The sequence below is a fragment of the Pseudomonas sp. PDM26 genome, assembly GCF_019219185.1.
In the GTDB taxonomy this organism is placed as follows: Bacteria; Pseudomonadota; Gammaproteobacteria; order Pseudomonadales; family Pseudomonadaceae; genus Aquipseudomonas.
In genome coordinates this window covers 16,272-39,204 of the sequence record NZ_JAHUWC010000020.1, presented here as the reverse complement: position 1 = coordinate 39,204, position 22,933 = coordinate 16,272, and the positions used below count along the sequence as shown (strand labels likewise).

The 22,933-nt window shown below is 58.4% G+C and carries 23 protein-coding genes and 4 pseudogenes; 16 read left to right on the top strand and 11 right to left on the bottom strand.

Annotated features, from left to right (window positions below):
• Nucleotides 1-16: 16 nt before the first annotated feature.
• From KW849_RS29270 to lhpI, 3 genes are all read left to right on the top strand, one after another.
• Nucleotides 17-1,258, top strand: a complete 1,242-nt coding sequence (locus KW849_RS29270; RefSeq protein WP_218433134.1) for an FAD-binding oxidoreductase — start codon at nucleotides 17-19, stop codon at nucleotides 1,256-1,258.
• Between the two features lie 17 nt (nucleotides 1,259-1,275).
• Nucleotides 1,276-2,064, top strand: a complete 789-nt coding sequence (locus tag KW849_RS29265) for an amino acid ABC transporter ATP-binding protein (RefSeq protein ID WP_256357436.1) — start codon at nucleotides 1,276-1,278, stop codon at nucleotides 2,062-2,064.
• Between the two features lie 138 nt (nucleotides 2,065-2,202).
• Nucleotides 2,203-3,150, top strand: coding sequence for a bifunctional Delta(1)-pyrroline-2-carboxylate/Delta(1)-piperideine-2-carboxylate reductase (lhpI, locus tag KW849_RS29260; protein WP_256357435.1), 948 nt, complete (start codon nucleotides 2,203-2,205; stop codon nucleotides 3,148-3,150).
• A 93-nt stretch (nucleotides 3,151-3,243) separates the two neighbouring features.
• Here the strand turns inward: lhpI and arsN2 are convergent, their stop codons facing one another.
• Nucleotides 3,244-3,693 (bottom strand): arsenic resistance N-acetyltransferase ArsN2, encoded by a 450-nt coding sequence (gene arsN2 / locus KW849_RS29255; protein WP_218433132.1) that lies wholly within the window; start codon nucleotides 3,691-3,693, stop codon nucleotides 3,244-3,246.
• Nucleotides 3,694-4,044: 351 nt separating this feature from the next.
• On the opposite strand from arsN2, the gene KW849_RS29250 reads away from it, so the two are divergent.
• On the top strand, nucleotides 4,045-4,851 hold the full coding sequence (locus tag KW849_RS29250; RefSeq protein ID WP_218433130.1) for a lytic transglycosylase domain-containing protein: 807 nt from the start codon (nucleotides 4,045-4,047) through the stop codon (nucleotides 4,849-4,851).
• A gap of 247 nt (nucleotides 4,852-5,098) precedes the next feature.
• Here KW849_RS29250 and KW849_RS29245 read toward each other — a convergent pair whose 3' ends face one another.
• Entirely contained in the window at nucleotides 5,099-5,449 is a 351-nt protein-coding gene (locus KW849_RS29245) for a BON domain-containing protein (protein WP_218433128.1), read from the bottom strand.
• Nucleotides 5,450-5,895: 446 nt separating this feature from the next.
• On the opposite strand from KW849_RS29245, the gene KW849_RS29240 reads away from it, so the two are divergent.
• The 7 genes and pseudogenes from KW849_RS29240 to KW849_RS29215 all read left to right on the top strand — a co-directional run bounded on the left by KW849_RS29240 (nucleotide 5,896) and on the right by KW849_RS29215 (nucleotide 12,146).
• On the top strand, nucleotides 5,896-6,435 hold the full coding sequence (locus tag KW849_RS29240; RefSeq protein ID WP_218433121.1) for a hypothetical protein: 540 nt from the start codon (nucleotides 5,896-5,898) through the stop codon (nucleotides 6,433-6,435).
• 115 nt (nucleotides 6,436-6,550) lie between these two features.
• Nucleotides 6,551-6,628, top strand: a pseudogene (locus KW849_RS31580) (integrase); the annotation flags it as partial.
• 328 nt (nucleotides 6,629-6,956) lie between these two features.
• Complete coding sequence (gene gfa, locus KW849_RS29235) at nucleotides 6,957-7,535, top strand: S-(hydroxymethyl)glutathione synthase (protein WP_218433119.1); 579 nt, start codon at nucleotides 6,957-6,959, stop codon at nucleotides 7,533-7,535.
• Between the two features lie 86 nt (nucleotides 7,536-7,621).
• Nucleotides 7,622-7,876 (top strand): hypothetical protein, encoded by a 255-nt coding sequence (locus KW849_RS29230; RefSeq protein WP_218433110.1) that lies wholly within the window; start codon nucleotides 7,622-7,624, stop codon nucleotides 7,874-7,876.
• A gap of 43 nt (nucleotides 7,877-7,919) precedes the next feature.
• Entirely contained in the window at nucleotides 7,920-9,293 is a 1,374-nt protein-coding gene (locus KW849_RS29225; RefSeq protein ID WP_218433109.1) for a sigma-54-dependent Fis family transcriptional regulator, read from the top strand.
• A 188-nt stretch (nucleotides 9,294-9,481) separates the two neighbouring features.
• A complete protein-coding gene (locus KW849_RS29220) occupies nucleotides 9,482-10,630 on the top strand; it encodes an iron-containing alcohol dehydrogenase (RefSeq protein WP_218433107.1) in 1,149 nt (382 codons plus the stop codon).
• Nucleotides 10,631-10,709: 79 nt separating this feature from the next.
• Nucleotides 10,710-12,146, top strand: coding sequence for a hypothetical protein (locus KW849_RS29215; RefSeq protein ID WP_218433106.1), 1,437 nt, complete (start codon nucleotides 10,710-10,712; stop codon nucleotides 12,144-12,146).
• Between the two features lie 456 nt (nucleotides 12,147-12,602).
• Here the strand turns inward: KW849_RS29215 and KW849_RS29210 are convergent, their stop codons facing one another.
• Both KW849_RS29210 and KW849_RS29205 read right to left on the bottom strand, forming a co-directional pair.
• Nucleotides 12,603-13,502: a DMT family transporter gene (locus tag KW849_RS29210; RefSeq protein WP_218433104.1), complete on the bottom strand. Its 900-nt coding sequence runs from the start codon at nucleotides 13,500-13,502 to the stop codon at nucleotides 12,603-12,605.
• Nucleotides 13,503-13,945: 443 nt separating this feature from the next.
• Nucleotides 13,946-15,025 (bottom strand): SDR family oxidoreductase, encoded by a 1,080-nt coding sequence (locus KW849_RS29205; RefSeq protein ID WP_218433096.1) that lies wholly within the window; start codon nucleotides 15,023-15,025, stop codon nucleotides 13,946-13,948.
• A 73-nt stretch (nucleotides 15,026-15,098) separates the two neighbouring features.
• On the opposite strand from KW849_RS29205, the gene KW849_RS29200 reads away from it, so the two are divergent.
• On the top strand, nucleotides 15,099-15,488 hold the full coding sequence (locus KW849_RS29200) for a MerR family transcriptional regulator (RefSeq protein WP_218433094.1): 390 nt from the start codon (nucleotides 15,099-15,101) through the stop codon (nucleotides 15,486-15,488).
• A gap of 126 nt (nucleotides 15,489-15,614) precedes the next feature.
• Here the strand turns inward: KW849_RS29200 and KW849_RS29195 are convergent.
• The 4 genes and pseudogenes from KW849_RS29195 to KW849_RS29180 form a co-directional block, all read right to left on the bottom strand.
• Nucleotides 15,615-15,736 (bottom strand): annotated as a pseudogene (locus KW849_RS29195) (transposase domain-containing protein); the annotation flags it as partial.
• Nucleotides 15,723-15,908 (bottom strand): annotated as a pseudogene (locus tag KW849_RS29190) (hypothetical protein); the annotation flags it as partial. The pseudogenes KW849_RS29190 and KW849_RS29195, both read right to left, overlap by 14 nt.
• Before the next feature lie 117 nt (nucleotides 15,909-16,025).
• Entirely contained in the window at nucleotides 16,026-16,595 is a 570-nt protein-coding gene (locus tag KW849_RS29185; RefSeq protein ID WP_218433092.1) for a DJ-1/PfpI family protein, read from the bottom strand.
• A gap of 325 nt (nucleotides 16,596-16,920) precedes the next feature.
• Nucleotides 16,921-17,826, bottom strand: a complete 906-nt coding sequence (locus tag KW849_RS29180) for a LysR family transcriptional regulator (protein ID WP_218433090.1) — start codon at nucleotides 17,824-17,826, stop codon at nucleotides 16,921-16,923.
• A 116-nt stretch (nucleotides 17,827-17,942) separates the two neighbouring features.
• Between KW849_RS29180 and KW849_RS29175 the strand changes: the two genes are divergently transcribed.
• Complete coding sequence (locus KW849_RS29175; RefSeq protein ID WP_218433088.1) at nucleotides 17,943-18,785, top strand: type 1 glutamine amidotransferase domain-containing protein; 843 nt, start codon at nucleotides 17,943-17,945, stop codon at nucleotides 18,783-18,785.
• Between the two features lie 101 nt (nucleotides 18,786-18,886).
• On the opposite strand, the gene KW849_RS29170 is transcribed toward KW849_RS29175, so the two are convergent.
• Nucleotides 18,887-19,123, bottom strand: a complete 237-nt coding sequence (locus KW849_RS29170) for a hypothetical protein (RefSeq protein ID WP_218433086.1) — start codon at nucleotides 19,121-19,123, stop codon at nucleotides 18,887-18,889.
• A gap of 98 nt (nucleotides 19,124-19,221) precedes the next feature.
• Here KW849_RS29170 and KW849_RS29165 point away from each other — a divergent pair, with 98 nt between their 5' ends.
• Entirely contained in the window at nucleotides 19,222-20,094 is an 873-nt protein-coding gene (locus KW849_RS29165; protein ID WP_218433077.1) for a GNAT family N-acetyltransferase, read from the top strand.
• A complete protein-coding gene (locus tag KW849_RS29160; protein WP_218433075.1) occupies nucleotides 20,094-20,993 on the top strand; it encodes a polysaccharide deacetylase family protein in 900 nt (299 codons plus the stop codon). Before KW849_RS29165 ends, KW849_RS29160 begins: the two co-directional genes overlap by 1 nt.
• A 120-nt stretch (nucleotides 20,994-21,113) precedes the next feature.
• Here the strand turns inward: KW849_RS29160 and KW849_RS29155 are convergent.
• Nucleotides 21,114-21,248: pseudogene (locus tag KW849_RS29155) on the bottom strand (MerR family DNA-binding transcriptional regulator); the annotation flags it as partial.
• A gap of 143 nt (nucleotides 21,249-21,391) precedes the next feature.
• On the opposite strand from KW849_RS29155, the gene KW849_RS29150 reads away from it, so the two are divergent.
• Complete coding sequence (locus tag KW849_RS29150) at nucleotides 21,392-21,616, top strand: GDCCVxC domain-containing (seleno)protein (protein WP_218433073.1); 225 nt, start codon at nucleotides 21,392-21,394, stop codon at nucleotides 21,614-21,616.
• Nucleotides 21,617-21,924: 308 nt separating this feature from the next.
• Here KW849_RS29150 and KW849_RS29145 read toward each other — a convergent pair whose 3' ends face one another.
• Nucleotides 21,925-22,893 (bottom strand): tetratricopeptide repeat protein, encoded by a 969-nt coding sequence (locus tag KW849_RS29145; RefSeq protein ID WP_371319194.1) that lies wholly within the window; start codon nucleotides 22,891-22,893, stop codon nucleotides 21,925-21,927.
• Nucleotides 22,894-22,933 lie beyond the last annotated feature (40 nt).

The window sequence follows — 22,933 nt, the reverse complement described above, 5'->3', positions numbered from 1 at the left end:
GCATCAGGGAAATACCATGCATTGCGAAACCATCGTTCTGGGCGCAGGGATTGTCGGCGTCAGTACCGCACTCCAGTTACAGGCCCGTGGCCGTAAGGTCGTGCTCATCGACCGCCAGCAGCCGGGTAACGGCACCAGCCACGGCAATGCCGGGCTGATCGAGCGCGCCAGCGTAATTCCCTACGCGTTCCCGCGCCAGTTGTCGAGCCTGTTGCGCTACGCGGGCAACCAGCAGTCGGACGTGCGCTACAGCCTGAAGTACCTGCCCAAAGCCATTCCATGGCTCCTGCAGTACTGGCGGCACTCCGGGACCAAGGGCTTGGCCGCCGCAACCCGGGCCATGCTGCCCTTGGTGGAGCGCTGCGTCAGCGAACACGACCTGCTCTGTGCACCGGCCGGCATGGATCACTTGATCCAGGCCAGTGGCTGGGTCGAGGCCTACAATTCTCCACCGGCGTTTGCCAAGGCCCAACGCGACGCTGCTGCGCTCATGGACTATGGCCTGAATTACGAAGTGCTCGACCGCGACCAGATGCATGCCCGTCAACCGGGCATGCACAGCTGCGTGGTCGGCGGCATTCACTGGCTGGACCCCAAGACCGTTAGCGACCCCGGCGGCCTGACACGCGGTTATGCCGAACTGTTCGTCAAACGCGGCGGCGTGTTCGTCCTTGGTGACGCCCTGTCCTTGCGCCAGCGCATGGGTAAATGGGAAGTGCAGAGCGAACAGGGCCTGGTGATCGCAGACGAAGCCGTGGTCGCCCTCGGCCCGCAAGCCCGGGGCATTTTCGAGCCACTAGGGTATGACATTCCACTGGCGATCAAGCGCGGTTATCACATGCACTATGCCGCCCTGCCTGGCACGCGCTTGCAACAACCGCTGCTTGACCCGGTGGGCGGTTATGTCCTGGCACCCATGGTCGGCGGCATTCGCCTGACCACCGGGATCGAGTTCGCCGACAGCCGGGACCCGGTCAACGAAATCCAGCTACGTCGCTGTGAAGAGCTGGCGCGCGCCTTCTATCCGCTGGGCGAACGCCTGGATGCCGAGCCTTGGCTGGGACGCCGTCCATGCTTGCCGGACATGTGCCCGGTGATCGGCCCGGCGCCACGACACAAAGGTCTGTGGTTCAACTTCGGGCATGCCCACCATGGCCTGACCCTCGGCCCGGTCTGCGGCCGTCTGCTGGCCGAGTTGATGACCGGTGCCACCCCCTTTACCAACCCTGCCCCGTACAGCGCCGAGCGCTTTCACTGATTGCCGGAGACAAGACCATGCACGCCCTCTCTGCCCTTGTAGACACTCCGCTCGCCGCAAGCCCGGACTCCCGTAAGGTGGTGGTTGATATCGCCGGCCTGAATAAGTTCTATGGCGCCTTCCATGTGCTGCACAACATCGATCTTAAAGTGCGCGAAGGCGAGCGCATCGTGCTCTGTGGGCCTTCCGGCTCCGGAAAATCGACGCTGATCCGCTGCATCAACCGCCTGGAAATCGCCGAAAAAGGCCGCATTCTGGTCAACGACACCGACTTGGCCCAGACCAGCCGCGAGGCCGCCAAGGTCCGCAGTGAAATTGGCATGGTGTTCCAGCATTTCAATCTGTTCCCGCACATGAGCGTGCTCGATAACTGCACCCTGGCCCCGATTTCGGTGCGTGGCATGAGCCGCAAGAAGGCCGAGGAACTGGCCCGGCACTTCCTGCAAAAAGTCGGTATCGCCAGCCAGGCCAGCAAGTACCCCAGCCAGCTCTCGGGGGGCCAGCAACAGCGCGTAGCCATCGCCAGGGCGTTGTGCATGGAACCCAAAATCATGCTGTTCGACGAACCCACCTCGGCGCTCGACCCGGAGATGGTCAGCGAAGTGTTGGATGTGATGGTTAACCTGGCCGGCAGCGGCATGACCATGCTCTGCGTGACCCACGAAATGGGCTTTGCCCGGCAAGTGGCCGAGCGCGTGCTGTTTCTCGACGGCGGCCAGATCATTGAGGACGCACCGCCTCAGGACTTCTTCAGCACCCCGAACAGTGCACGGGCCAAGGCCTTTCTTGCGCAAATTTTACACTGAGGCCACATAAGAGTACGGCCTGCCTGCGATGGCTGTGCCGTCCATACGCCAGGCACAGGCCGTTTATCAACGCACTTGCGCGCACAGCAGTTTCGTTCCGACATCCGCCACTACTGATCTCAGCAAAAGGAATATTCAATGACTAATATGCTGGCGAATAATGCCGCCCCGAAAAACCTTTCAGTTACCGTCTGTGATCAAGCACAGACAGCGGCACTGCTGGATTTCAAAAAACTCGTTGACGCTATTGCCCAAGCCGCAATCGAGCTGGAAGCCGGCTCAATTCTGAGCCCTGAGCGCTTGGTTGTACCCTTGGGTGACGGCGGTGTTTTGCTGAGCATGCCCGCCACCGCCCAAGACATCGGCATCCACAAACTGGTTAACGTCCAGCCGGGGAATGTGCAGCGTCAGCTGCCCACGATCAACGGCACGGTAACCGTATGTGATGCCGTAACCGGACAAATAAAGTGCTTGCTCGACGGCCCGGAGGTCACAGGGCGTCGCACTGCGGCAGTAACCCTGCTGGCGATTCGGACGCTGTTCAAGCATGAACCGAAACAGATCTTACTGTTCGGGACCGGCGCACAAGCACGTCATCACGTACAAGCGATCAATGCTCTTTACCCACAGTGCATGCTGTGGGTTCGAGGGATTGACGCGCAAGCGACGGCAGACTTCTGCAACAACAATCGAGAGCTGCACGAGCATTTGCAACCGTGCGGCGACAGCATTCCCGACGTGGATGTGGTGATCACCGTAACCACCAGCACAGAGCCGGTCTACAACGAGCCAGCCAAACCTGGTCGGTTGATTATTGGTGTAGGTGCTTTCAAGCCGGAGATGGCGGAGCTTGGCAAAGTCACTCTGGACGGTAGCGTTCTCTATGCTGACGATACTGACGGTGCGCAGCACGAAGCAGGCGACCTGTTGCGGGCAGGTGTGGATTGGTCTCAAGTCAGATCGCTGGCCGCAGCCATTCGCGGCCCAATCGATTGGTCACGGCCCGTTGTATTTAAAAGCGTTGGTACCGCGGCTTGGGACCTGGCCGCTTCGCGGGTCGCGCTCCACGCCCTTGCCAGCCAATAACCCGATTCGGAAGCTTTGAATTATATAAATAGCACTTAGCCATCGCTCGCGTGACTATCCACGCTAGCGATGGCCCGGAAGCGATTCGATGGGTTACTTCGCACAATGGGAAGCGCTTAAAGTTTTCCGCAGGTAGCTTGCCGAGGAAGGGCACAAATGCTTGAACTGAGCTGTCTGGGTAATGGCGACAGGCGCCTTGTCCCTATCAAGCAGTACGTACCCACTGATTGCAAAAAAATCAACCGCGTCTTGGGTCAACAAATGCAGTCGGGCTGCGCCTTGGGAGGCCGCTGATTGTTCCAGTTCCGACAACACCGCTTTTCCCAGTCCCGCTCCACGATGCTCCTCGCAAACCACCAGAGAGCGCAGCAGAAGATCGGGACCAGCCCCCTCCAATCCTCCATATGCTACCCATTTCCCATCCACTTCAAACCGGTAAAACTGCCGTCCTGGATAGCTCACATCGTCGTAAGGCAATCCAGCCTGACGCAAGGACGCACGGAGATGATTCAAACCACTGCCCCCTACTTTAATCATCTGCATCGTCAGTACTCTTGCAGGCTAGTTGACACTCAAGGCTAGCAGGCTCTCGCTGCTTGATCTCGTCCACTATGAGTTGTGGATTCAACCGGTCGAGACAGGTAGAAAACGGCCAGAAGGAGACATCCGTTTGCGTCGGGATGCCCCCTATCCAGTCGTCAGGCATCAAGCACTGTTGGCCTGCGCCTCGCCTGGGAACGCCGGCAGCCCGTACGTCAACGCAAGTTCCAAGGCCGGTTACAAGGGGTATAACTATCAGAACAACAAGCGGGTCACCCAGAATAGGCCCTCCAAAGGCAGCGCCCGGGCCAGGCGCCCCAGGCCTGATCGGCACCTGCGGCGCGGAGCGATGTGATGAATTCCAGAGCATGGCGATGGGCTCGCAAGAGCCTTCTTGGCTGCATCGAGCTGGCCTTGCTGGTCGCTCCACTGTGCGCCAGCGCCATGTTCAAGTGCCAGGCCAGGGACGGAGCCATCAGCTACACCAGCCAAGCCATCGCCAGCGCCCGCTGCACTCGCCTCAATGGCATGGCGGGCGCCGGTGTCGGTGCCAAGGCAATGGCCCTGCCACGGCTTGTGCGGGACGACGACTCAGGCGCGGTGCGGATTCGGGTGTACACCTTCATCCACAAGGGTATTCGTCAATTTGTGAGCCGGCGCCCCGTCGGAATCTCCGCACGGGTCGATGTCCTTGAGCTCTATTACATCAAGGGCTGCTATCTGTGCATGGCGCCGAAGGATTTCAAGGTCGCCTCACTGCGCCTGGACACCCATTCCTATCGGCGGGAGATCGAAGCCGCTTCGGGTCATTATGGTGTCGACAGGGCGCTGATCCGCGCAGTGATACATGCCGAATCGGCCTTTCGCCCCAACGCCATTTCCGAAGCCGGCGCCCAGGGGCTGATGCAGTTGATGCCCGCCACCGCCGAGCGCTTCGCCGTGGACGATCCGTTCGACGCACGACAGAACATTCGTGGCGGCGTGCGCTACCTGGCCTGGCTGCTCAAGCGCTTCAACGGCAACCAAGTGCTGGCGTTGGCAGGTTACAACGCTGGCGAAGCGTCCGTGGTCGAGTACAACGGGGTGCCTCCCTACGCCGAGACGCAATCCTACGTTACCCTCGTGCAGTCCTTGACCGAACGCTATCGCAACCATCGCTAGTACTGTTGCGAAATTGCGCTCCACTTGACCACCCGCTTGCATTCGACCTGAGCAGTCATTTGCATTCGTTCTGACCACCGATTGCATCGGATATGACCAGCACGCTTTGTAACCATGATCGGCCATCAGCAGCCAGTCGCAAATGTCCACGAAACCATGGACGATTCACTCTGGGGCACACAGGCATTCAGCTTCCCTCCGCCCTCGGTTCCCGACTGGGAGCGCGGCGCCTACAAAGTTGCCATTATCATTTGTCGTCCATCTTCGTTGACGATTGTGGCCGGCGCTCAGTGCTCTCTTCGGCGTTGGGCGCTTCTGGAAAACTCCCTGGCGTGAACACATGGGTCTGCAAGTCGCTGGCATCGACTTCGGCGACACCATGAACCGAACGGGCCAGACCAATGGCCTGTTCACACTGTCTATGAGTGTTGACGCGGCCGCTTAACCCCACTATGCCCGCATGGGTTTTGACATTGATATGCAGGCTAAGGGTCGGATCGGAAAATGCCAGGGCCGACTTCACCTTGGCGGTAATCCATGCATCGTGAACGGCCATTTCCAAACCATGAGCGTAATGCTGGAAGGAGTGATTTTTCATGGCTGAACCCTCTCTCGCGTAATCAGACGTACTGTCCATCCCATTTGCTGTGCCGCCCGCTGCCTGTCAGGTGAACGCGATCGATACCTGATTCGTTTTGGAGCGCTCGCCACGCAAACATTGACAGACATTAATTATAGTACGGCCGTTGCCTGTGGTCAGAGCGCTGTCCCCCGTGAACGCCCGCCTTGGTCGCTCTGTGCCAGGCGCAACACCTGCAGAGCACTCCATAGCTGCCGATCTCGGCCAAAAGCGGACCCTGAGCACCATGCTCAAGACACCTTACGAGCACAAAAACCCTGTCATTGGTTCTCGTGACACTATGTTGCGTTTTCTGCCGCTACACTCAAGCGGAACTAGGCATTACACATGGACAAGGCGCGTCATCAGACACAAATGGCGCAAGCATTACGCAACTTATATCGTCCACTTATAGTGAGTCGCCCATGAACCGTCGATTGCTCACCGTTTTCATCGCGATGTCGCTTTCGTGGTCAAATCTGCATGCCGGTTACTGGAAGGATTCAAATGGCAATCCATACCCAGACACTGAATCAAGACGATCCGTCGGCGAGTTTGGTGGCTCACTATTAATCACCTCCGATCCCGATTGGGAAAAAAAGTGGAATACTTCGCCCGAAACCATTCCCGTATTTAACAAATCAAAGGTTGCTACCCAAGGTAAATGGATCTTTACGCTGATTTTTTTTGCCAACCCGAAGCTGAATGCCAATCACGAAGCAAACATAACGTGCGATCTGAAAGTCATAAGGCCGGATGGTACTGAGTCGATCAATCAGCGAGATATCGTCTGTTTTCAAGGACACCTCAAGGTGGAGTCGAATCACCTGTACCTCGCCGCCCCCGTGATCAATTTCATCGGAGAACCAGACGATCCCACAGGTATCTGGACGGTAGATATCACGCTTAAAGACAACTTGCGCAACGTTGTCATACCGCTCAAAACAGCATTCACCCTGAGATAGGTACGTGGCACTCCTGACGATGCAGGAAAACATGCACCGATCCAACGATTGCGCGAATGACCGCCGTGGGTCGGATAGCGCTGCGAGTCCGAGACATAGCCCATGGAGAACATAAGCGTGGGTGACAGCCATTGGCCTTGACCCAATCATGTACGGTACCCACATGCTACGGCGAACCAAGGCATCGTTGATCTAATGCCTGGCCGTCGCTGACCGGCCAGAAGCAGGCCTGAAAAACCTTGGGCGTGTGCGGATTCCATCTGAATTCGGCACACTCGCCCCTGCGCTGGTCCTGGCCGCGCTCGATACGTCATCGCAGACTATTCTTGATCTGGGTAACCGACCGGTCGCACCGAAGGAGGTCACTCGTTTATGCACTGTGTCCTTTTCGAAATCCGCCGCGGTTCGATCGGATGCATGAAGGCAAATCGATCCGCGCGGTCATGGAGTTCCGATGAACTACCGGTCTGGGGCACGGCCCCAGGCACTTTTGTCTGACACCCTGAAACGGAGACGCCAGCATGAGCACCTTGCAACTTCACCCTGCACTGGACAATGGTATCCAACCCGCCGCCGCGAATTTCACAGGTGGCACCCTGCAATGCCTTTGCGCGACCGACAAGGTCGAGGTCAGGATCGACTCGCAAACTATGTATAACCACGCGTGCGGCTGCAGCAAATGCTGGAAACCAAAAAATGCAATATTCGCCGTCATCGCCGTGGTGCCTCGAGATAAGGTCAGCGTCATTGCCCACGGCGAAAAACTGGCGATTGTCGACGAATCCGCCACCATCCAGCGCCACGCCTGCAAGCAGTGTCACGCCCATCTCTTTGGGCGCATCGAGAACAAGGACCATGCGTTTTATGGCCTGGACTTCGTCCACACCGAGCTTTCGCCACAGAGCGGATGGTCTGCGCCGGGATTCGCGGCGTTCGTGTCCTCCATCATCGAAACCGGCACACCGCCAGCGCAAATGAAGGCTATCCGCGAGCGCTTGCGCTCGATCGGCCTGGAACCCTATGACTGCCTGTCCCCGGACTTGATGGACGCACTGGCGACTCATGTCGCCAAACAGAAAGGCCTGCTCCCCGCCGCCTGATTGATCGGTCGCCGCGGTTTCTATTCCGGACCGCGGCTCCGGTTCACCTTTGATGTCGTGCGCCCCACATAATTAACGGGGGAGCTGTGGGCATCAAGACAACGGGTAAGAGGGTACGCAAGGCTGCCAACTACTACCCCACACGCATTCTCTCCACGGGGATCAGTTGGATGACGGGCGGCGCGGTGTTCGGCGCGTATGGCGGCGGTCTGCTGCTGGGCCTGAAATGGAACCCGGAGCAATTGTTCATCCTGCCGATCGTGCCGATCTTCATCGCTGCGATAGCGGCGCGGCTGAAAAACCGCAGCGTTCGATCGAAAATGACCGGGATGACGCATTAAGCTAGCGCTCTAAACACCCCACTATGCTGTCCTGGATTCCTGCATGAACGTCAATGACGCAAGTTTCGAAGAACTGTTGGACGCCCTGCACGACGGCGTTTACATCACCGACGGCGATGGCAACACACTCAAGGTCAACAAGGCCTACGAACGCTTGACCGGCCTCAACAGTGCCGAACTGGTGGGGCGCTCCATGCAAGTGCTGGTCAATGAAGGGACGATCTCTCAGTCCGCCACCCTGCGGGTTTTACGCGAAGGCTTGCCCGTTTCGGTGATGCAGAGCGTGAGTCACGGGAAAAAACTGTTGGTCAGCGCCACACCGATCTTCGACAGCGCCAATCGCATCCGTTACGTGGTCAGCACCGTACGCGACATGACCGAGTTATTGCGCATGAAGCATGAGCGTGACGAACTGCATCAACTCAAACAACTGCGCAACAGCACCGCGCAATTGCATGCCGGTCAACGCGACGAACTGTTGAACTCCCTGCCCGTGGCGGACCAAAAAGTTTCCGGCCGGGTCTTCGCCCTGGCCCGCCAGGTGGCCAGCAGCTCGGTGAAGGTGCTGCTGCAAGGTGAAACAGGTGTCGGCAAGACCCTGGTCGCGCAATACATCCACAATGCCGGCCCCCGTGCCAAAGAGCCGTTTCTGGCACTCAATTGCGGTGCACTGCCGGAAAATCTCATTGAGGCCGAACTGTTTGGCTATGTCCCCGGTGCCTTTACCGGCGCCGGGCCGAAAGGCAAGCGTGGCCTGCTCGAACTGGCCCACCACGGGACGTTGTTTCTGGACGAAATTGGCGATTTGCCGTTACCGGTCCAGGTCAAGTTGCTTAAGGTGATCGAAGAAAATCGCTTCATTCCGGTTGGCGGGCTGGAGCTCAAGGAAGTGGACGTGCGGATCATCAGTGCCTCCCATCATGACCTCAAGCAGCGGGTGGCACAGGGGCTGTTCCGCGCGGACCTGTATTACCGACTCAACGTCGTCCCCATCCACATTCCCGCCCTACGCGAGCGCAGTGAGGAAATCCCGGCGCTGTTGCATTTCTACCTGGAGACCTACAACGGCCGTTACGCACGCCAGATGCAGTGGAGCCTGGAAGCGCTCGACCTGCTGTGTGAGTACGCCTGGCCAGGCAATATCCGTGAGTTGATCAACGTGGTGGAGCGGCTGGTGGTCACCACCCAGGGCGACAGCATCGAGGCGCTGGATCTGCCCGAAGAGATACTCAACCTAAGCCCGCAGGACACCGACCAGGGCCGCCTGTCGCTGCGCAAGATTGTCGAGAACGCCGAACGCGCGGCGATTCGCGCGGCACTGCGCTTGCACAAGACCACCCGCCTGGCGGCGAAGGCCCTGGGTGTGAGCCAGGCCACCGTGGTGCAAAAAATGAAGCGCTGGGAACACTCTGACTGACAACGTTTGATTAGTATTTGAATCAAACAGCCCCCAGGCGATCAGGATACTGATCGCAACTCCCCTGCATCAATCCCCCCTGTTTCCCGAAAAGCCCCGCCATCCGGGGCTTTGCGCATTCTGGCACGCCATTCGCTATGTCCGGTTGACACGCCCTTGCGCAAACAACAACTACATAGGACGAGCCGATGACTGCCTCAGCGTTCAAAATCGCCAATCGACTGATTACCGGAGAAGCTGCCCTCGAGCAGCTATCCGTTGAACTCACCCGCCTGAATATCAACTTTCCGCTCATCGTCACCGATGCGGTGCTGGTCAAGTCCGGCACGGTTGACCTTGCCCTTGCGCAATTGGGAGGTCGGCGTTACGGCGTCTTTGATCAGGTCAAGCCTGAACCGGAGATCGCCATTGTTGAAGACTGCACCCGCGCATTCCACGAAGGCGGCTATGACGGCCTGATCGGCCTCGGAGGCGGCAGCGCCATTGACATCGCCAAAGGCGTCGCGGCCTTCGCCGGGCATGACGGCCCGTTGGCCGAGTTGTTCGGCGTCGACCTGGTCAAGCAAAAGGGCCCTGCCCTGATCGCCATTCCGACCACCGCCGGCACCGGCTCGGAAGTGACCAGCGTCGCGATCTTTTCCGACAAGCAAGCGCAACTGAAAAAGGGCATCGTCAGCGACTACCTGCTGCCGGATGTCGCCCTGGTCAGCCCGGCCATGACCCTGACCTGTCCGCGCAGCGTCACCGCCGCCAGTGGCGTGGATGCCCTGGTCCACGCCATCGAAGCTTATCTGTCGGTCAATCGCTCGCCGATCACCGACGCACTGGCACTGGGCGCCATCAAATTGATCACCAAGGCCCTGCCCAAGGCTTATGCCAACCCGGCCGACCTGCAAGCTCGCGAAGACATGGCCACCGGCAGCCTCATGGGCGGCATGGCCTTTGGCAATGCCGGTGTCGGCGCGGTGCATGCGTTGGCCTACCCGTTGGGCGGTCGCTTCAACATCGCCCATGGCGTGAGCAATGCCTTGCTGCTGCCGCACGTGATGCAGTGGAACAAGATGGCCTGTGTCGAGCGCTTGCGTGATATCGCCGAAGCGATGGGCCTGCGCGTGTCCCACCTGAGCGACCCGCAAGCCGCCGATGCCGCGGTGCAGGCCATGGCCGATCTGTGTGAGGCGGTGGAGATTCCCAAAAGCCTGCGCGCCTTTGACGTGACCGAGGACGCCATCCCGTCCATGGCCGAAGAGGCCAGCAAGATCGAGCGCCTGATGCGCAACAACCCGCGCCGCCTGAGCGCCGTCGATATCGAGAAAATCTATCGCTCGGCGTTTTGATTGGCGCCCCGCAAACCGTTCAACGCTTGATGCCCCATCGAGCGCTCACCCTACAAGATCAATAAAACAGGTGCAGCCTATGTCCAGTTCCCCTGAACCACGCTATGAAAGTCCGTACATTGCCCTTGGCCCGTTCAAGGTGCGCTTGCCCTTTATCCACTACAAATTCGAGTTGCCGGACTACCTGCAAGGTTTGCTGATGTGCGCAGTCGACCTGGCGGCGATCCCGCTGATGACCGAATTGCTCGGGATGCCATTCGAAGTGGCACTGGCGGTGGTCATGCTCAACGGCTTGCTGTACCTCACCCACCACTTGCTCGGCGACCCGACCGTACCGGGCTGGATCACCCCGGCGGTGCCGCTGTTGATGGCCTATTGCGCAACCTTTCCGGTGGGCCCGGAACGGGTCCATGCCTTGATTGCGTTTCAATTGATGCTCGGCGTGTTCTCCATTGCGCTGGGGGCCACGGGGATGGCGAAACGGGTGTTCACCTACATACCGGCGGCCATGAAATCCGGGATCATCGTCGGCGCGGGCCTGAGCGCCGTGATCGCGGTGTTTCAGGTGGGTGGCAAGTTTGACGCGTTCCCATGGACGATCTCCATCGCGGTGGGCCTGGCGTTCTACCTGATTTTTTCCCAGCACTTCCAGGTACTCAAGCAGAAGAACGCGTTCTGGTGGAATTTCGCCAAGCTCGGCATCCTGCCGATTGTCCTGCTGGCGGTGGTCATCGCTCCGCTGTTCAACGAGGCGCCGTGGCCGACCATTCAATGGGGCATCAGCCAGCCGGACTTCATTGGTTTGTGGACCCACTACACAGTGTTCGGTCTCGGCATGCCGCCTTTGTCGATGTTCATCTCGGCAATTCCAACGGTGCTGGCGGTGTACATCATCGTGTTCGGCGACGTGCTCAGCGCCAAGGTACTGCTGGACGAAGCTGAACAGATCCGCACCGACCAGAAGATCGACTACAACCCGGACCGCGCGCACCTGATCTTCGGCGCACGCAACGCCTTCATGAGCATCTTCGGCCCCGACGTCGCCATGTGCGGACCGAAGTGGGCAGCCATGCTGGTGGTGATCATCGAACGTTTCAAGGGTGGGCCGAAGGCAATGGGTTCGATCATTGGCGGTGTCGGCTCATTCCGCTGGGGGACCAATACCGGGCTGCTGCTGTTGCCAGTGGTAACCCTGGTGCAACCGATTCTGGGCGTCGCGCTGTCCCTGACCCTGCTGATCCAAGGTTATGTCAGCGTGCGTCTGGGCATCCTGGAAGCGCGAAGCCAGCGTGACCTGGGTATCGCCGGGGTGATCGGCGCGGTGCTGGCAATCAAGGGCGCGAGCTGGGCGTTCGCCATCGGCGTAGTGTTGTGCTTGCTGATCTACGACAAGAACTTTTTCCGTGGTGAAAACGACAGGACCTTTGCCCGTGACCTGAACACGCCGCAGACTTCGCCCGAGACGCCGTTGAAACCGGCCACGGTTCAACGTGTGGCCGAGACGGCAGTCGAATAAGGCTTCGATCTTCGTTCATGGCGCGCGGCGTAGTGCCGGCGCCATGAACAGGCTCCGCATTTACCACAAATAACCAAACTTGACGGGCGCCACTCTTGAACGAAACAAGCTCGGCCATTTCCACGAAGTCTTGGGGCAGACGCTGCGAGCTGACGCCCGCAGGGCGAAACAAAATCGCCGCAGTGCAATTACGCTGCTGAGCATGATCAAGGCTGAGGTATCAGGGTGGTTACAGTCAGCTCATAGCCTTCATCCGTCACTGGCGTGGCGCAAGGCAAGTGGTCCTGTTGGACTCCAAGCAAGGTACTGCCAGCGCACGAGCATCCGTACGCCGTAACTGTCCGCATTGGGTCGACTTCTACCGGTCACGACAGGCTGAAACAGGCCAGAAGCGGTCAGTCGCTCAAAACACTTAAAAACCACTGATTGCTAAAGCAATCAGGATCCGAAAATAGCTCACTCGGTCGAAGGGACGGATGCTTTGCTGCCCAAGCGGATCAGTTCATTGGAGAAACACAGGCCGACGATGATCAGTGCCGCTCCCGCGTACAGGCTTTCGCGCGGTACTTCATGGAGCGCCACAAACGCCAGCAGCGCGGCAAACAACGGCTCGGTCAGCTCCAGCGCCTGCACTTGGGATGGCTTGAGATACTCGATGGCCTTGGTGGTGCAGAAGAAGCCCAGGATTGTCGGCAGCGCGGCCAGCGCCAGCAGTGCGGCGATCGCCAGCGGCGACAGCTCGCCGATCACGAAACCATCGGCCGCAGCCGGCATCAGCAGGTACAGGCTGCCAAAGAACAACAATTGTCGGGTGAAGTGCAGCCCCCCCGACACACCCATACGCTTCATGGCAACCGAAAAGGCCCCATAGCCGCAGCCGGCCATGGAGGCGAGCGCAGCACCTTGCAGGGTAAAGCCCTGCTGCAGGTCGCCGCCGAAGATCACCGCGATCCCGGCGATGGCCAGTGCGGCGCCCACGGTCGCGTTCGCGGTGATGGCATCCTTGAGGAAAATGCGCCCCAGAATGATCGAGGAAATTGAGGCACTGGCCATCAGCACCACCACCACACCTGCTGCAGCGTAGTGTCGATAGGCGGACGTTTCGAAATGGAACAGCACAAAGATGCCAAGGAAGGCGCAGATAGCCGCCTGAGTCCATTTGGTCGACGCCGCCGGGCGCTTGAGGAAAAACAGTAAGATCGAGAGAAGCACGCAACCAAGTACGGTCTTGATGACAGCGACACTGCTAGCGGTGAAACCATTACTCATGAGTACTTTGCTGAGTACACCGATCGTTGCGTTCAGTGCCGCAGCGGAGAGTGCAAACATGACGCCTTTGCTGAAAGTAGATTGCATTGATGACGATCCCTGTCGCTGATTTGTCGTTCGATAGAATGCCGCCCCACATCGACGGCGCAAAGTTTGAGGATACGAAGATCCCACCAACCCCAGTATTTATTGTGGCATAAGCTGGATCGCCCAGTAGGAGGCTGTAGGCCTTCTTGAAGTTCCAGTACGAAATGGCAGAAAAAAGAGGGTGGATCAAGTGGACGTTCACTCCCATGCATCGCTGTGAAGTAGTGCTCAAGCGTATGGCTGAGGCGATTGAGTGTTAGTCAAACAACCCCCCAAGCCAGAGGCGATTATGCACCCTGCTCTCCCAGCACAGGATCGACAATGACTCGACAAGGGCCGATTTCAAGCACGATGGTTGCACTTCCAAGTTGATGAATCCGCATTACTTACCTTAGGAAAGTCCATTTAATCGGGGCTAACGGCTTTGTCTCCCCCAAGAGAAGTCAGCGGGCCTTGTCCTTCGCTATGCAATATGAGTTGACGAACGTTGCAGTGTGCTGCAAAGACTGGCGTATATCCGGTTTGGCTATTCCATGCCTGTTGGCAAATTGCTCGACCGCTGTTGTATCAAAACGAGTGGTCTGGATAAAGTCCAAGGCTTCGGGTTTTGTATTCAAAAAACGCGCGACGGGAGGAATACTCAGTAGCAACTTCAGAAATCGCAGCGAAATGTGATGCTTGGGAGACTTTAAGCCAACGGGTTTTGCCACCTGTACCAGGAGTTCTCGCAAGTTGGGAGTTTGGTCATCAAGCGCCAGCAGTTCCTGACCCACCATGGCAGGATCAAAAGCACAAACCGCCACCAGTTCAACCAGGTAATCCACGGTAACCAGTGGTAGCCAGTGCTCGGCGGTACCGGGCACTGCAGTCAGCTTTCCCTGTACAAGGTTGCGTATCAGCTCCACCAGCGGCTGACCGTCAAGGATATGCCCCGTGTGGCTGTGGCCACAAACCGTCGCGGGATGGACAACGGTAATCTCCCCGCCCTTGGCGGACATGACCTCCAGGGTCGCAAAGTGCGCCTCCAGCTTGCTCCCCTCGTAACCACCGACATGCCGGTAGACGGCAGGCCAATTCGTCAGCTCCGGATAACGAGGATCAATCCCGATGCGTTGCAGATGTTCATGATTTTTCAGCATGTAGCCGCCGATCATCACTAACCGGCTTTTTTGCTCAGCCGCCAACAGCGCCACGCGCTTTGCCCCTTCTACATTCACCGCACGAGAATGCTCCACTGAAAGCCCCCAAGCGAAGTGGGCGCCCAGGTGGAATATGACTCTGGCGTGCCTTAGCACTTCTCGGTCAGCAAGACTCAGCCCGAGGTTGTCCCGTTCCAGATCGCCAGCTACGGCAAATACCCGGGTTGCGCTCCCTCCCAAATTGTCGACTTGCTCCCGCAGTGCAGCTAGTCGCTCTGGGCGACGCATCAACACCCGAACGGTGTGACCTTTTGCACTCAGGTACGCCACCAAATGTTGACCGATGAAGCCGGTCCCCCCCGTGACAAAGCACTCCACGCTCATTTCCCTGCTCCTGGTTAAGGTGAGAAATCAAGCGTAAACTATCGACCCAACTCTATAGTCAAGCGGTGTTTTCATGAAAATCGGCGAACTCGAGACCCGCAGCGGCGCCAGCCGCCATACGCTGCGTTACTACGAGCAAATCGGCCTGATCTCACCGCTGCGGGGAACTAACAACTATCGCGTTTACACAGCGCAAACTCTGCAGGATCTGGACTTTATCCAGCGCGCGCAAAGCATGGGGTTTTCCCTGGGGGAAATAGGCGAGATTCTGGATGCGCAGCGGAACAAGCTGATCGATTGTGCTGACGGCGCTAAGCTAATTGAAAAGAAGATGGCAGAAATCAAACAGAAAATCGCCAACTTCCAAAGCATTTATCGGTATCTGGATGAAGAGCGTGCAAACCTCGAAGCCAGTGCTGCAAAGCAACTTGAGCTTCAGCAGCTGAACAACTCTTCCAACTGAACTGTCGGCATCTGGGAAACGGAAGCTGCAGCCTGCTTCCAGTTTCAAGCCCATCGCTTACGCATTTTCTAAAACCTTCTGGCCAGGCCCTGGACAGTAAGCGTCCGCCCAAAAGACCTTGCGTGGTTAAACGGGCGCCCAGCTATGCGGCAGCAACTCGGCCGCTGCATCGGCAGTTGCGTGAGTACGCCCTTTAAATACGCATGCGGATCATGGCCGTTAAGCCGTGCCGACTGGATCAAGGCCAATGGCTTTCACCCAGCCTTTGACGATACGAGCGTATTGCCAAGTGGATAGATGGTCTTGGGTATGCAGCCTTACTCGGATGGCCCAGATATCTCTCAGTCGAAGCGGGGTTTTCTGCCCGACCAATTTTCCCTTGTTCCAAGGCTGACGGCTGCAGGTGGCGATGATGTTCATGGCAAGTCCTCCACGTGTGGGAGTACAAGGATGGCTAGCCAGAGCAATGGTCGCTAACCGGCCAAGAGCAACCACTCGAACACATCACCTGATCGGCTGTTTTGCAGGACGAAGCGGTCACCGATGTTCCGCTGCCAACATTGACCTGAACTGAGAAATGATCTCTGGAGATAACCCGGCACCTTCGAACACTGCGCAGGTGAAGCTAACGGGTGCAGGGCCTGGAGCGGTTATGATGCGGTCTGCAACCACAGCTACCGGACTGCTTCGATAAAGCGTGCGCCCTTCATAACCTACGGCATTTTGTTGTAAGAAGTCAGCGCTGTTCGAGGTATGAGGAACCGTGTCGAGAAGCCCGGCCCTCGCAAGTGCCAGCGTTCCCCCACAGATACCGGCAATTGTCGCTCCACTTGAACGACTGGCATGAAGAAAGTCTCGAATATCCGGTGCTTCTGCACGTTCCCAGACCATTCCTCCAATGACGACAACAACGTCCGGTTTCCAGTCCAGACATTGTTGCAAACTGCTATCGACAGTTACAGCCAATCCACCCTGCGAGCGGAACTGCCCCGTAGCAGAAGCGAAAAACCTCACGTCGATCCCGTAAAACGGGGACGCAGTTCCAGCAATGAAAGCATATTCCCAGTCCGCAAAACCGGGTGTCAGTATCAATCCCACGCGTGCCATCAGTCCGAATCCTCCATGAATGCCAATAACATATGGCGACAACAAACATACATCAAGGGCTGCTTTGGGTCGCACGTTGCCCTTCGCGACAGGCACCGATCGGCTAAAAGCAGCCTGTCGTGATGGCGAAAAATGTCCAAACGAGGTTGTTGTCCTTCACCAGTGCACAAGGGAATCTGAAACCGGCAAAAATGGCTTCACATAAAATTCTCAGCACTCAAATCAGTTTGACGCAAGGAAGCCAATCCATAGTGTTTTTCAGCACCCACACAACCGGACCAAGAAGTTCGATCGCTCACCCTCTTGGGTGTCTGGTTGATGAAGCTCAGGACTGAGTCTTGGCTAAAATGAAGTCGATCAGCGCTCTGGATGCGGCTGACAACTGCCGGTGAGGCGGATAGATAATCGAGAATGGCCTGCTGCGCCCACTCAACTGCACAAGGACCTCTACCAACTCTCCGCGCAACACCTTGTCGCGGATGATGAAGTCATAGGTCTGGCAGATTCCCAGACCGCTTTGTGCCAGTGAAACGATTCCGAGGACATCATCCGACACCACAATATTGGCGTGCGGTACCCACTCCAGGTTTTCCCCGTCAAGACAAAACAACCAAGGCCCGATCTTGCCACTGCTGGGCATGATGAACGGCAAGCAAACGTGTTCGCTCAACATCTCCAGTGTCGCTGGGACACCGGCGCGAGCCAGGTACTCGGGGGAGGCAACCAGAGACAATCGAGCATCTTCCAGCTTGCGCCCGACCAAGCCACTGTCAGGCAACTGTCCCAAACGAATCGCCAGATCATAGCCCTCGGCAATCAGGTCAACGTTTCGATTGGTGATGCTCAGCTCCACCTGGACAGCAGGATACTGCCGGGTAAATGCGCTGAGCAGCGGTGGCAGACGGTGATGCCCATAGGTTGTCGGTACGCTCATGCGCACGCGTCCACTCAACTCGCCTTCTTGGCCGCGAATGGTTCGCTCCGCCTCTTCGATCTGTGTAAACGCCAGACGGGTCTGTTCCAGGTACAACCTGCCGGCGTCTGTGAGGCTTAGCCTGCGGGTGGTACGTCGCAACAGTTGTACGCCAAGGCGCGACTCAAGCCTGGTCAACGCGCGGCTGAGCACTGAAGGTGTGGTCGCCAGCGCGACGGCCGCAGCGCTGACAGTGCCCTGCTCCACTACCCGTATAAAGGCCTCCACATCGCCGAGATGGTCGAATCTACGCGCCATTATTGCTTCCTAGGTCCAAATGAATTCCATTGGCGATAGTTTATCGCCATATCACACATCAATAGAGTATCCAGGCAGGAGCGGCAACCGGTCGCCCGATTAATTCTGGACACGACATGAAGACACTGACCCGTATTGCCCTGACCACAGCATTGCTCGGTACCAGCCTGACAGCGAGCGCCAGCAATGTGCTTGTGGTGCTTTCCGATTCGGCGACACTCGATTTGAAGGATGGCAAGGTCTTCGCGACAGGGTTCTATCTGAACGAGCTGTTGCAACCGGTGAAGATGCTGCTCGACGCTGGCCACTCCATCACCTTCGCGACCCCGAATGGCAGGGTCCCGACCGTGGACAAGACGTCTATCGACAAAATGTACTTCAATAACGATGAGGTCGTGCTTGAGACCTACAAGCATCTGCTCGACCAATTGAAACTCACTGTGCCGGATCAATCACCGGTCATCAGCCTCGCCCGGGTGGAACAGATCGGCTATGCGCATTTCGATGCAGTCTACATTCCTGGTGGCCATGCGCCGATGCAGGATCTGCTGCACAGCCGTTCGCTGGGTCGCTTGCTGATGGACTTCCATGCTCAAGGCAAGACCACTGCCCTCGTCTGCCATGGCCCAATCGCCCTGCTGTCGACCTTGCCTGATGCGCAGAACTTCACCCGCCAACTCCAGACCGCGAAACCGGTGAACGCCAGCGCCGACTGGATCTATGCGGGCTACAAGATGACCGTTATCAGCAACAAGGAAGAGGAAGCAGCCAAAGGCCTGCTCAACGGTGGCGAGATGAAGTTCTACCCGCAAACCGCGCTTGAGAAAGCCGGTGGGTTGTACAGCAGCAACACGGAAAACTGGACGCCCAATGTCGTCGTCGATCGCGAGTTGATCACCGGCCAAAATCCTGCCTCGGCCACCGAGGTCGGCAAGGTATTGCTCGGCCGGTTGAAATAAAACGCCCGCTGCGAATGCGTAATACGACAACGCCCGACACTCCTACGGGGAGCTCGGGCGATGGCGTCAGGAACCTTGGAAAGCGGCGACAGGGTTCACGCCTAGGCCAGGTTTTCCTTTTTCTCCGGCCATTCGATCATCAGCTCGCCCCATGCAATGTCGGCTTGCATCGCCCCTTTGGCCTTGGCCGAATCCCGGTCGCGCAAGGCCTGCGGTACTTCGAAATGCTTGTGCTTGGAGCTGGCGAGTTCTCGCTTGGGCACTTCTGCGTGGAAACGGCTCAACAGGGGTCCCATGATGAGCCACATGTTCTCCAGGGTTTTGGCCACGACGGGCATACGACGCCCTGGATCAATACTCGGGTTGAAGCTATACCGAAAGGGTTCAGAGCGGGGATGGACCACACGCTCGATTAGCGACTGAGGAGAACTTCGCGGTGTCGAATCAGCTGGTCATACGCAACATGACCCGTCCCGAACTGGACGAGCTCGTCGATTGGGCTGCCCGTGAGGGTTGGAATCCCGGCCTTCACGATGCCGAGCTGTTCTGGGCTACGGACCCTGCCGCCTTCATCGCGGCGTACCAGGGCGGCGAATTGATCGGCGGCGGTGCCATCACCTCTTACGATGGCGAATTCGGTTTCATGGGCTTTTTCATCGTCCGGCCTGAATATCGCGGTCAAGGTCTGGGCAATACCCTCTGGCACGCACGCCGCGAGCGACTCCTCGCCCGCCTGCGCCCAGGCGCGAGCATCGGCATGGACGGCGTCTTCGCGATGCAGGACTACTACGCCAAGGGCGGTTTCGTCTTCTCCCATCGCAACATGCGTTTTCGTACCGATCTCACCGAACGCCCGGCGACCTCGCAGGTAGAAGGCCAGGACATCGTCCCGTTGGCCACCTTCCCGTTCGATCAGGTTGTCGATTACGACCGCACCTGCTTCCCCGCCGCACGCACAAGCTTCCTGAGCGGATGGATAGCCCAGGCCGATGCACTCGCCGTGGGTTGCCGGCGCGAGGGCGGGCTCAGCGGCTATGGCGTAGTAAGGCGCTGCCGGGAAGGCTACAAGATCGGCCCCTTGTTCGCCGATGACGCCCTGGCAGCCAATGCCCTCTACGCGCGCCTGGCGGAATTTGCCGAGGGTGGCCCGCTGTTTCTCGATGTCCCGGAGAATAACCCCGCCGCGATGGCGCTCGTGCACCAACAGGGCATGATCGAGGTTTTCGGCTGCGCACGCATGTACCTCGGCCCTCCTCCGGCGATCGCGCACGAACGTGTGTTCGGCGTCACCACCTTCGAGCTGGGCTGATGTCCGCTCGCGACCTCATCGGTTATGGCGGCTGCCCGCCCCACCCGCGATGGCCCGGTGAGGCGCGCGTCGCGGTCCAGTTCGTCCTCAACATCGAAGAGGGCGCGGAGTCCTGCATATTCAATGGCGATGCACAGTCGGAGGCCTGGCTTCACGAGCTTCCGGGCCGCCCGCCGCGTGTGGGAGAACCGGACTTGAGCGTCGAGGGCATGTACGAATACGGATCGCGCGCAGGTGTGTGGCGGATTCTGGAGCTGTTCAGCGCTCGAGGCCTGCCGCTGACCGCCTTCGCCGTCGGCCGGGCGCTGGAACTCACCCCGGCGATCGGCCATGCGCTCTGTGCTGCCGGGCATGAGATTGCCGGGCATGGCTACCGTTGGCTGGACTATCGCGACATACCTGAAGACCAGGAGCAGCGCCATATCCGCCTCACCCTCGACGTGATCGAGCAGATCTGCGGTAAACGCCCCACCGGTTGGTACACAGGAAGGGTCAGCCAGAACACCCGTCGCCTGTTGCGTGAGGAAGGCGGGTTTCTCTATAGCTCGGACGCCTACAACGATGATCTGCCCTATTGGCTCCCAGGCTCGCCCGCCCACCTGGTGATCCCTTACACACTGGTCAACAACGACGCCCGCTATCTGCTGCCCAATGGTTTCGCCTGCGGTGAAGACTTCTTCCAGCTGCTCAAGGATGCTTTCGACCTGCTGTGGCAGGAGGGCGCGCAACACCCGAAGATGATGAGCGTCGGCCTGCATGGGCGGATCAGTGGCCATCCTGGTCGTGCGATGGCGCTGGCGCGCTTTCTCGATTACGTGCAAGGCCACGACGCGGTGTGGGTCTGCCGGCGCGAGGAGATTGCCAGGCACTGGATTGCCCGATTCCCGCCTGAGTGGTAATGACCCTGAGAGCGAAGCACGGGGGCTTGAGCTTTCCCCCAGGGCAAGGAATAAGCTACGTTTTAGCGTGAATCCCGGCGCCTGCGCCCTCTTGATGAAACGCAACCGTTTGACCTGCTACGGTAGATAGCATCGATAACCGCTGAGCGGCTTTGGCGGCTCATCCAGCAAGCCACGTCGCTGGTAATAGCGAATAGTCTCGATGTTCACCCCGGCAGTTTCCACCGACTTGCCGATACTCAGCCCTGTCGCCATCACACGCCCCTTGATTCTGTACCCGGGTACGGAGTGTAAAGTGACTTTAGGTTAGACCGATTCAATGGAGAAGACGATGGTTCAACCAATCGGCAAGGGGACGAATGCGGGCGATCCCTCCACCGTTCACAAGTGAGGCAACCATGAGCGCCGTCATCCTCGAGTCCGTGTTGACCTGCCCGCATTGCGGTTTCGCCAGGCAGGAAGCCATGCCCACAGATGCCTGTCAGTTCTTCTACGAGTGTGGCAGTTGCAAAACCCTGCTACGCCCGCCCCCCGGTGACTGCTGTGTGTTCTGTTCGTTTGGCACGGTGAAGTGCCCGCCGATTCAGGAGCAGCGCGGATGCTGTGGTACGGGCGTGACCTGAGTTTATTCGGTTTATCAGACGCCCCTGACGCGCCTCAAACCGTGGTTATGGGAGGTCAGTGTCATGTGGAATCACTCTCTGGTACTCGTGGTGATCTACCTGACTATCATCCTCAGCATCGGCTGGTTATATACCATTGCGCTACTGTATTGGCTTTGATCCAATTGACGACGATCGGTCAGTGCGCATTTGGTACCGTTTTCGGCAGGTAGCTTTGTCCCGATCACAGTCGTTGGGCTATGGCTGCAATGGGTTGTGCAGCCCTTCGCGACGATCAGCCCCCTGGCCAGAAGTGGCCACTCAGAAACTCAACCGCGCACCAGATAGGCTCCTGACGGAACCCGATATCGCAGTTTCTTGCATTTGCCGGGTGCGGGCTGATGCCCCGGCGGACGATCAGGAAACCAGATTCGGCATTTACCCGGAGGCGGCATATGGCCGCGGGGAATCTCAACCTCAGCGTACGCCCGCTCTGGCTCGACATTAGCCATTTGTAATGTTCCTTCGAGCCCGGCTCTGCCAGCCCTCGGTACTTGCGCAACCCGATCTGTCTCTGCGCTAGCGTCGTTGCCAGCGTCGTGCTCAGTGACCGGAGTGGATTGTTCAGCAACGGCCTTTTCTGCTTCGCGGCGCCTTTGGGTCTCCTCTTCCAGCCCCTTCTGTACTGCGACCAGATCCTCTTTGGCATTGGGTGGGGTACCCGAAGATTGGGCCTGCTGCGCCGCCTGGATCAATTGGAAGTTGCGGTTGCGCAACTCGACGTTGCGACCAACCCGCATGTTCGAGCGCGCCGCCAAGGTTTCAGCCTGCTGGTACTGCCCCTGCTGAAGACGCAACACACCGAGGTAATGCAGCGTCGCCGGATTGTTCGGCTGGATATGCAAGGCACGCTCCAGCGTGGCGGCGGCCTGGTCCAGTTGGCCATTTTCATACTGCCGCGAGGCTGTTTCGATCAGGGTGGTCGATGCGCTGTTGCTTTGCGCGGGCGCGCTTCGCTCGGCAGCGACCGAACAAAACGACGCGACGGCGCAGAACGCCAGGACGAGACCCGACAGAAGACGCTTGGTTGGCATCAGGGGCGGACGCTGGCATGCCAGCGAAGGCGGCCTTGAATTGTGCATCGATCTTTCGGGCCTCTTCGCTGGCAAGCCAGCTCCTACAGTAAAACAGACCACAGCGCTGTTCGGCATCTGCGATACAGGGCCCCAATTGACTTGGCCAGTACCCTGAAGTTCCCGCTGCAAAGGCCACCGCAGCCAGAACTTTACCGCCCGCAGACCCCATCTCGGATTTACCCGCGATGGGGACTGCAACCGC

What these genes read in the sequence shown, in the direction of transcription:
- KW849_RS29265 (WP_256357436.1), top strand. Translation starts at nt 1,276, where the DNA reads ATGCACGCCCTCTCTGCCCTTGTAGACACTCCGCTCGCCGCAAGCCCG.
- KW849_RS29240 (WP_218433121.1), top strand. Translation starts at nt 5,896, where the DNA reads ATGAACCGTCGATTGCTCACCGTTTTCATCGCGATGTCGCTTTCGTGG.
- arsN2 (WP_218433132.1), bottom strand. Translation starts at nt 3,693, where the DNA reads ATGCAGATGATTAAAGTAGGGGGCAGTGGTTTGAATCATCTCCGTGCG.
- KW849_RS29150 (WP_218433073.1), top strand. Translation starts at nt 21,392, where the DNA reads ATGAGCGCCGTCATCCTCGAGTCCGTGTTGACCTGCCCGCATTGCGGT.
- KW849_RS29215 (WP_218433106.1), top strand. Translation starts at nt 10,710, where the DNA reads ATGTCCAGTTCCCCTGAACCACGCTATGAAAGTCCGTACATTGCCCTT.
- KW849_RS29170 (WP_218433086.1), bottom strand. Translation starts at nt 19,123, where the DNA reads ATGCCCGTCGTGGCCAAAACCCTGGAGAACATGTGGCTCATCATGGGA.
- KW849_RS29205 (WP_218433096.1), bottom strand. Translation starts at nt 15,025, where the DNA reads ATGAGCGTGGAGTGCTTTGTCACGGGGGGGACCGGCTTCATCGGTCAA.
- KW849_RS29220 (WP_218433107.1), top strand. Translation starts at nt 9,482, where the DNA reads ATGACTGCCTCAGCGTTCAAAATCGCCAATCGACTGATTACCGGAGAA.
- lhpI (WP_256357435.1), top strand. Translation starts at nt 2,203, where the DNA reads ATGACTAATATGCTGGCGAATAATGCCGCCCCGAAAAACCTTTCAGTT.
- KW849_RS29250 (WP_218433130.1), top strand. Translation starts at nt 4,045, where the DNA reads ATGAATTCCAGAGCATGGCGATGGGCTCGCAAGAGCCTTCTTGGCTGC.
- KW849_RS29270 (WP_218433134.1), top strand. Translation starts at nt 17, where the DNA reads ATGCATTGCGAAACCATCGTTCTGGGCGCAGGGATTGTCGGCGTCAGT.
- KW849_RS29160 (WP_218433075.1), top strand. Translation starts at nt 20,094, where the DNA reads ATGTCCGCTCGCGACCTCATCGGTTATGGCGGCTGCCCGCCCCACCCG.
- KW849_RS29210 (WP_218433104.1), bottom strand. Translation starts at nt 13,502, where the DNA reads ATGCAATCTACTTTCAGCAAAGGCGTCATGTTTGCACTCTCCGCTGCG.
- KW849_RS29180 (WP_218433090.1), bottom strand. Translation starts at nt 17,826, where the DNA reads ATGGCGCGTAGATTCGACCATCTCGGCGATGTGGAGGCCTTTATACGG.
- KW849_RS29185 (WP_218433092.1), bottom strand. Translation starts at nt 16,595, where the DNA reads ATGGCACGCGTGGGATTGATACTGACACCCGGTTTTGCGGACTGGGAA.
- KW849_RS29175 (WP_218433088.1), top strand. Translation starts at nt 17,943, where the DNA reads ATGAAGACACTGACCCGTATTGCCCTGACCACAGCATTGCTCGGTACC.
- KW849_RS29200 (WP_218433094.1), top strand. Translation starts at nt 15,099, where the DNA reads ATGAAAATCGGCGAACTCGAGACCCGCAGCGGCGCCAGCCGCCATACG.
- gfa (WP_218433119.1), top strand. Translation starts at nt 6,957, where the DNA reads ATGAGCACCTTGCAACTTCACCCTGCACTGGACAATGGTATCCAACCC.
- KW849_RS29225 (WP_218433109.1), top strand. Translation starts at nt 7,920, where the DNA reads ATGAACGTCAATGACGCAAGTTTCGAAGAACTGTTGGACGCCCTGCAC.
- KW849_RS29245 (WP_218433128.1), bottom strand. Translation starts at nt 5,449, where the DNA reads ATGAAAAATCACTCCTTCCAGCATTACGCTCATGGTTTGGAAATGGCC.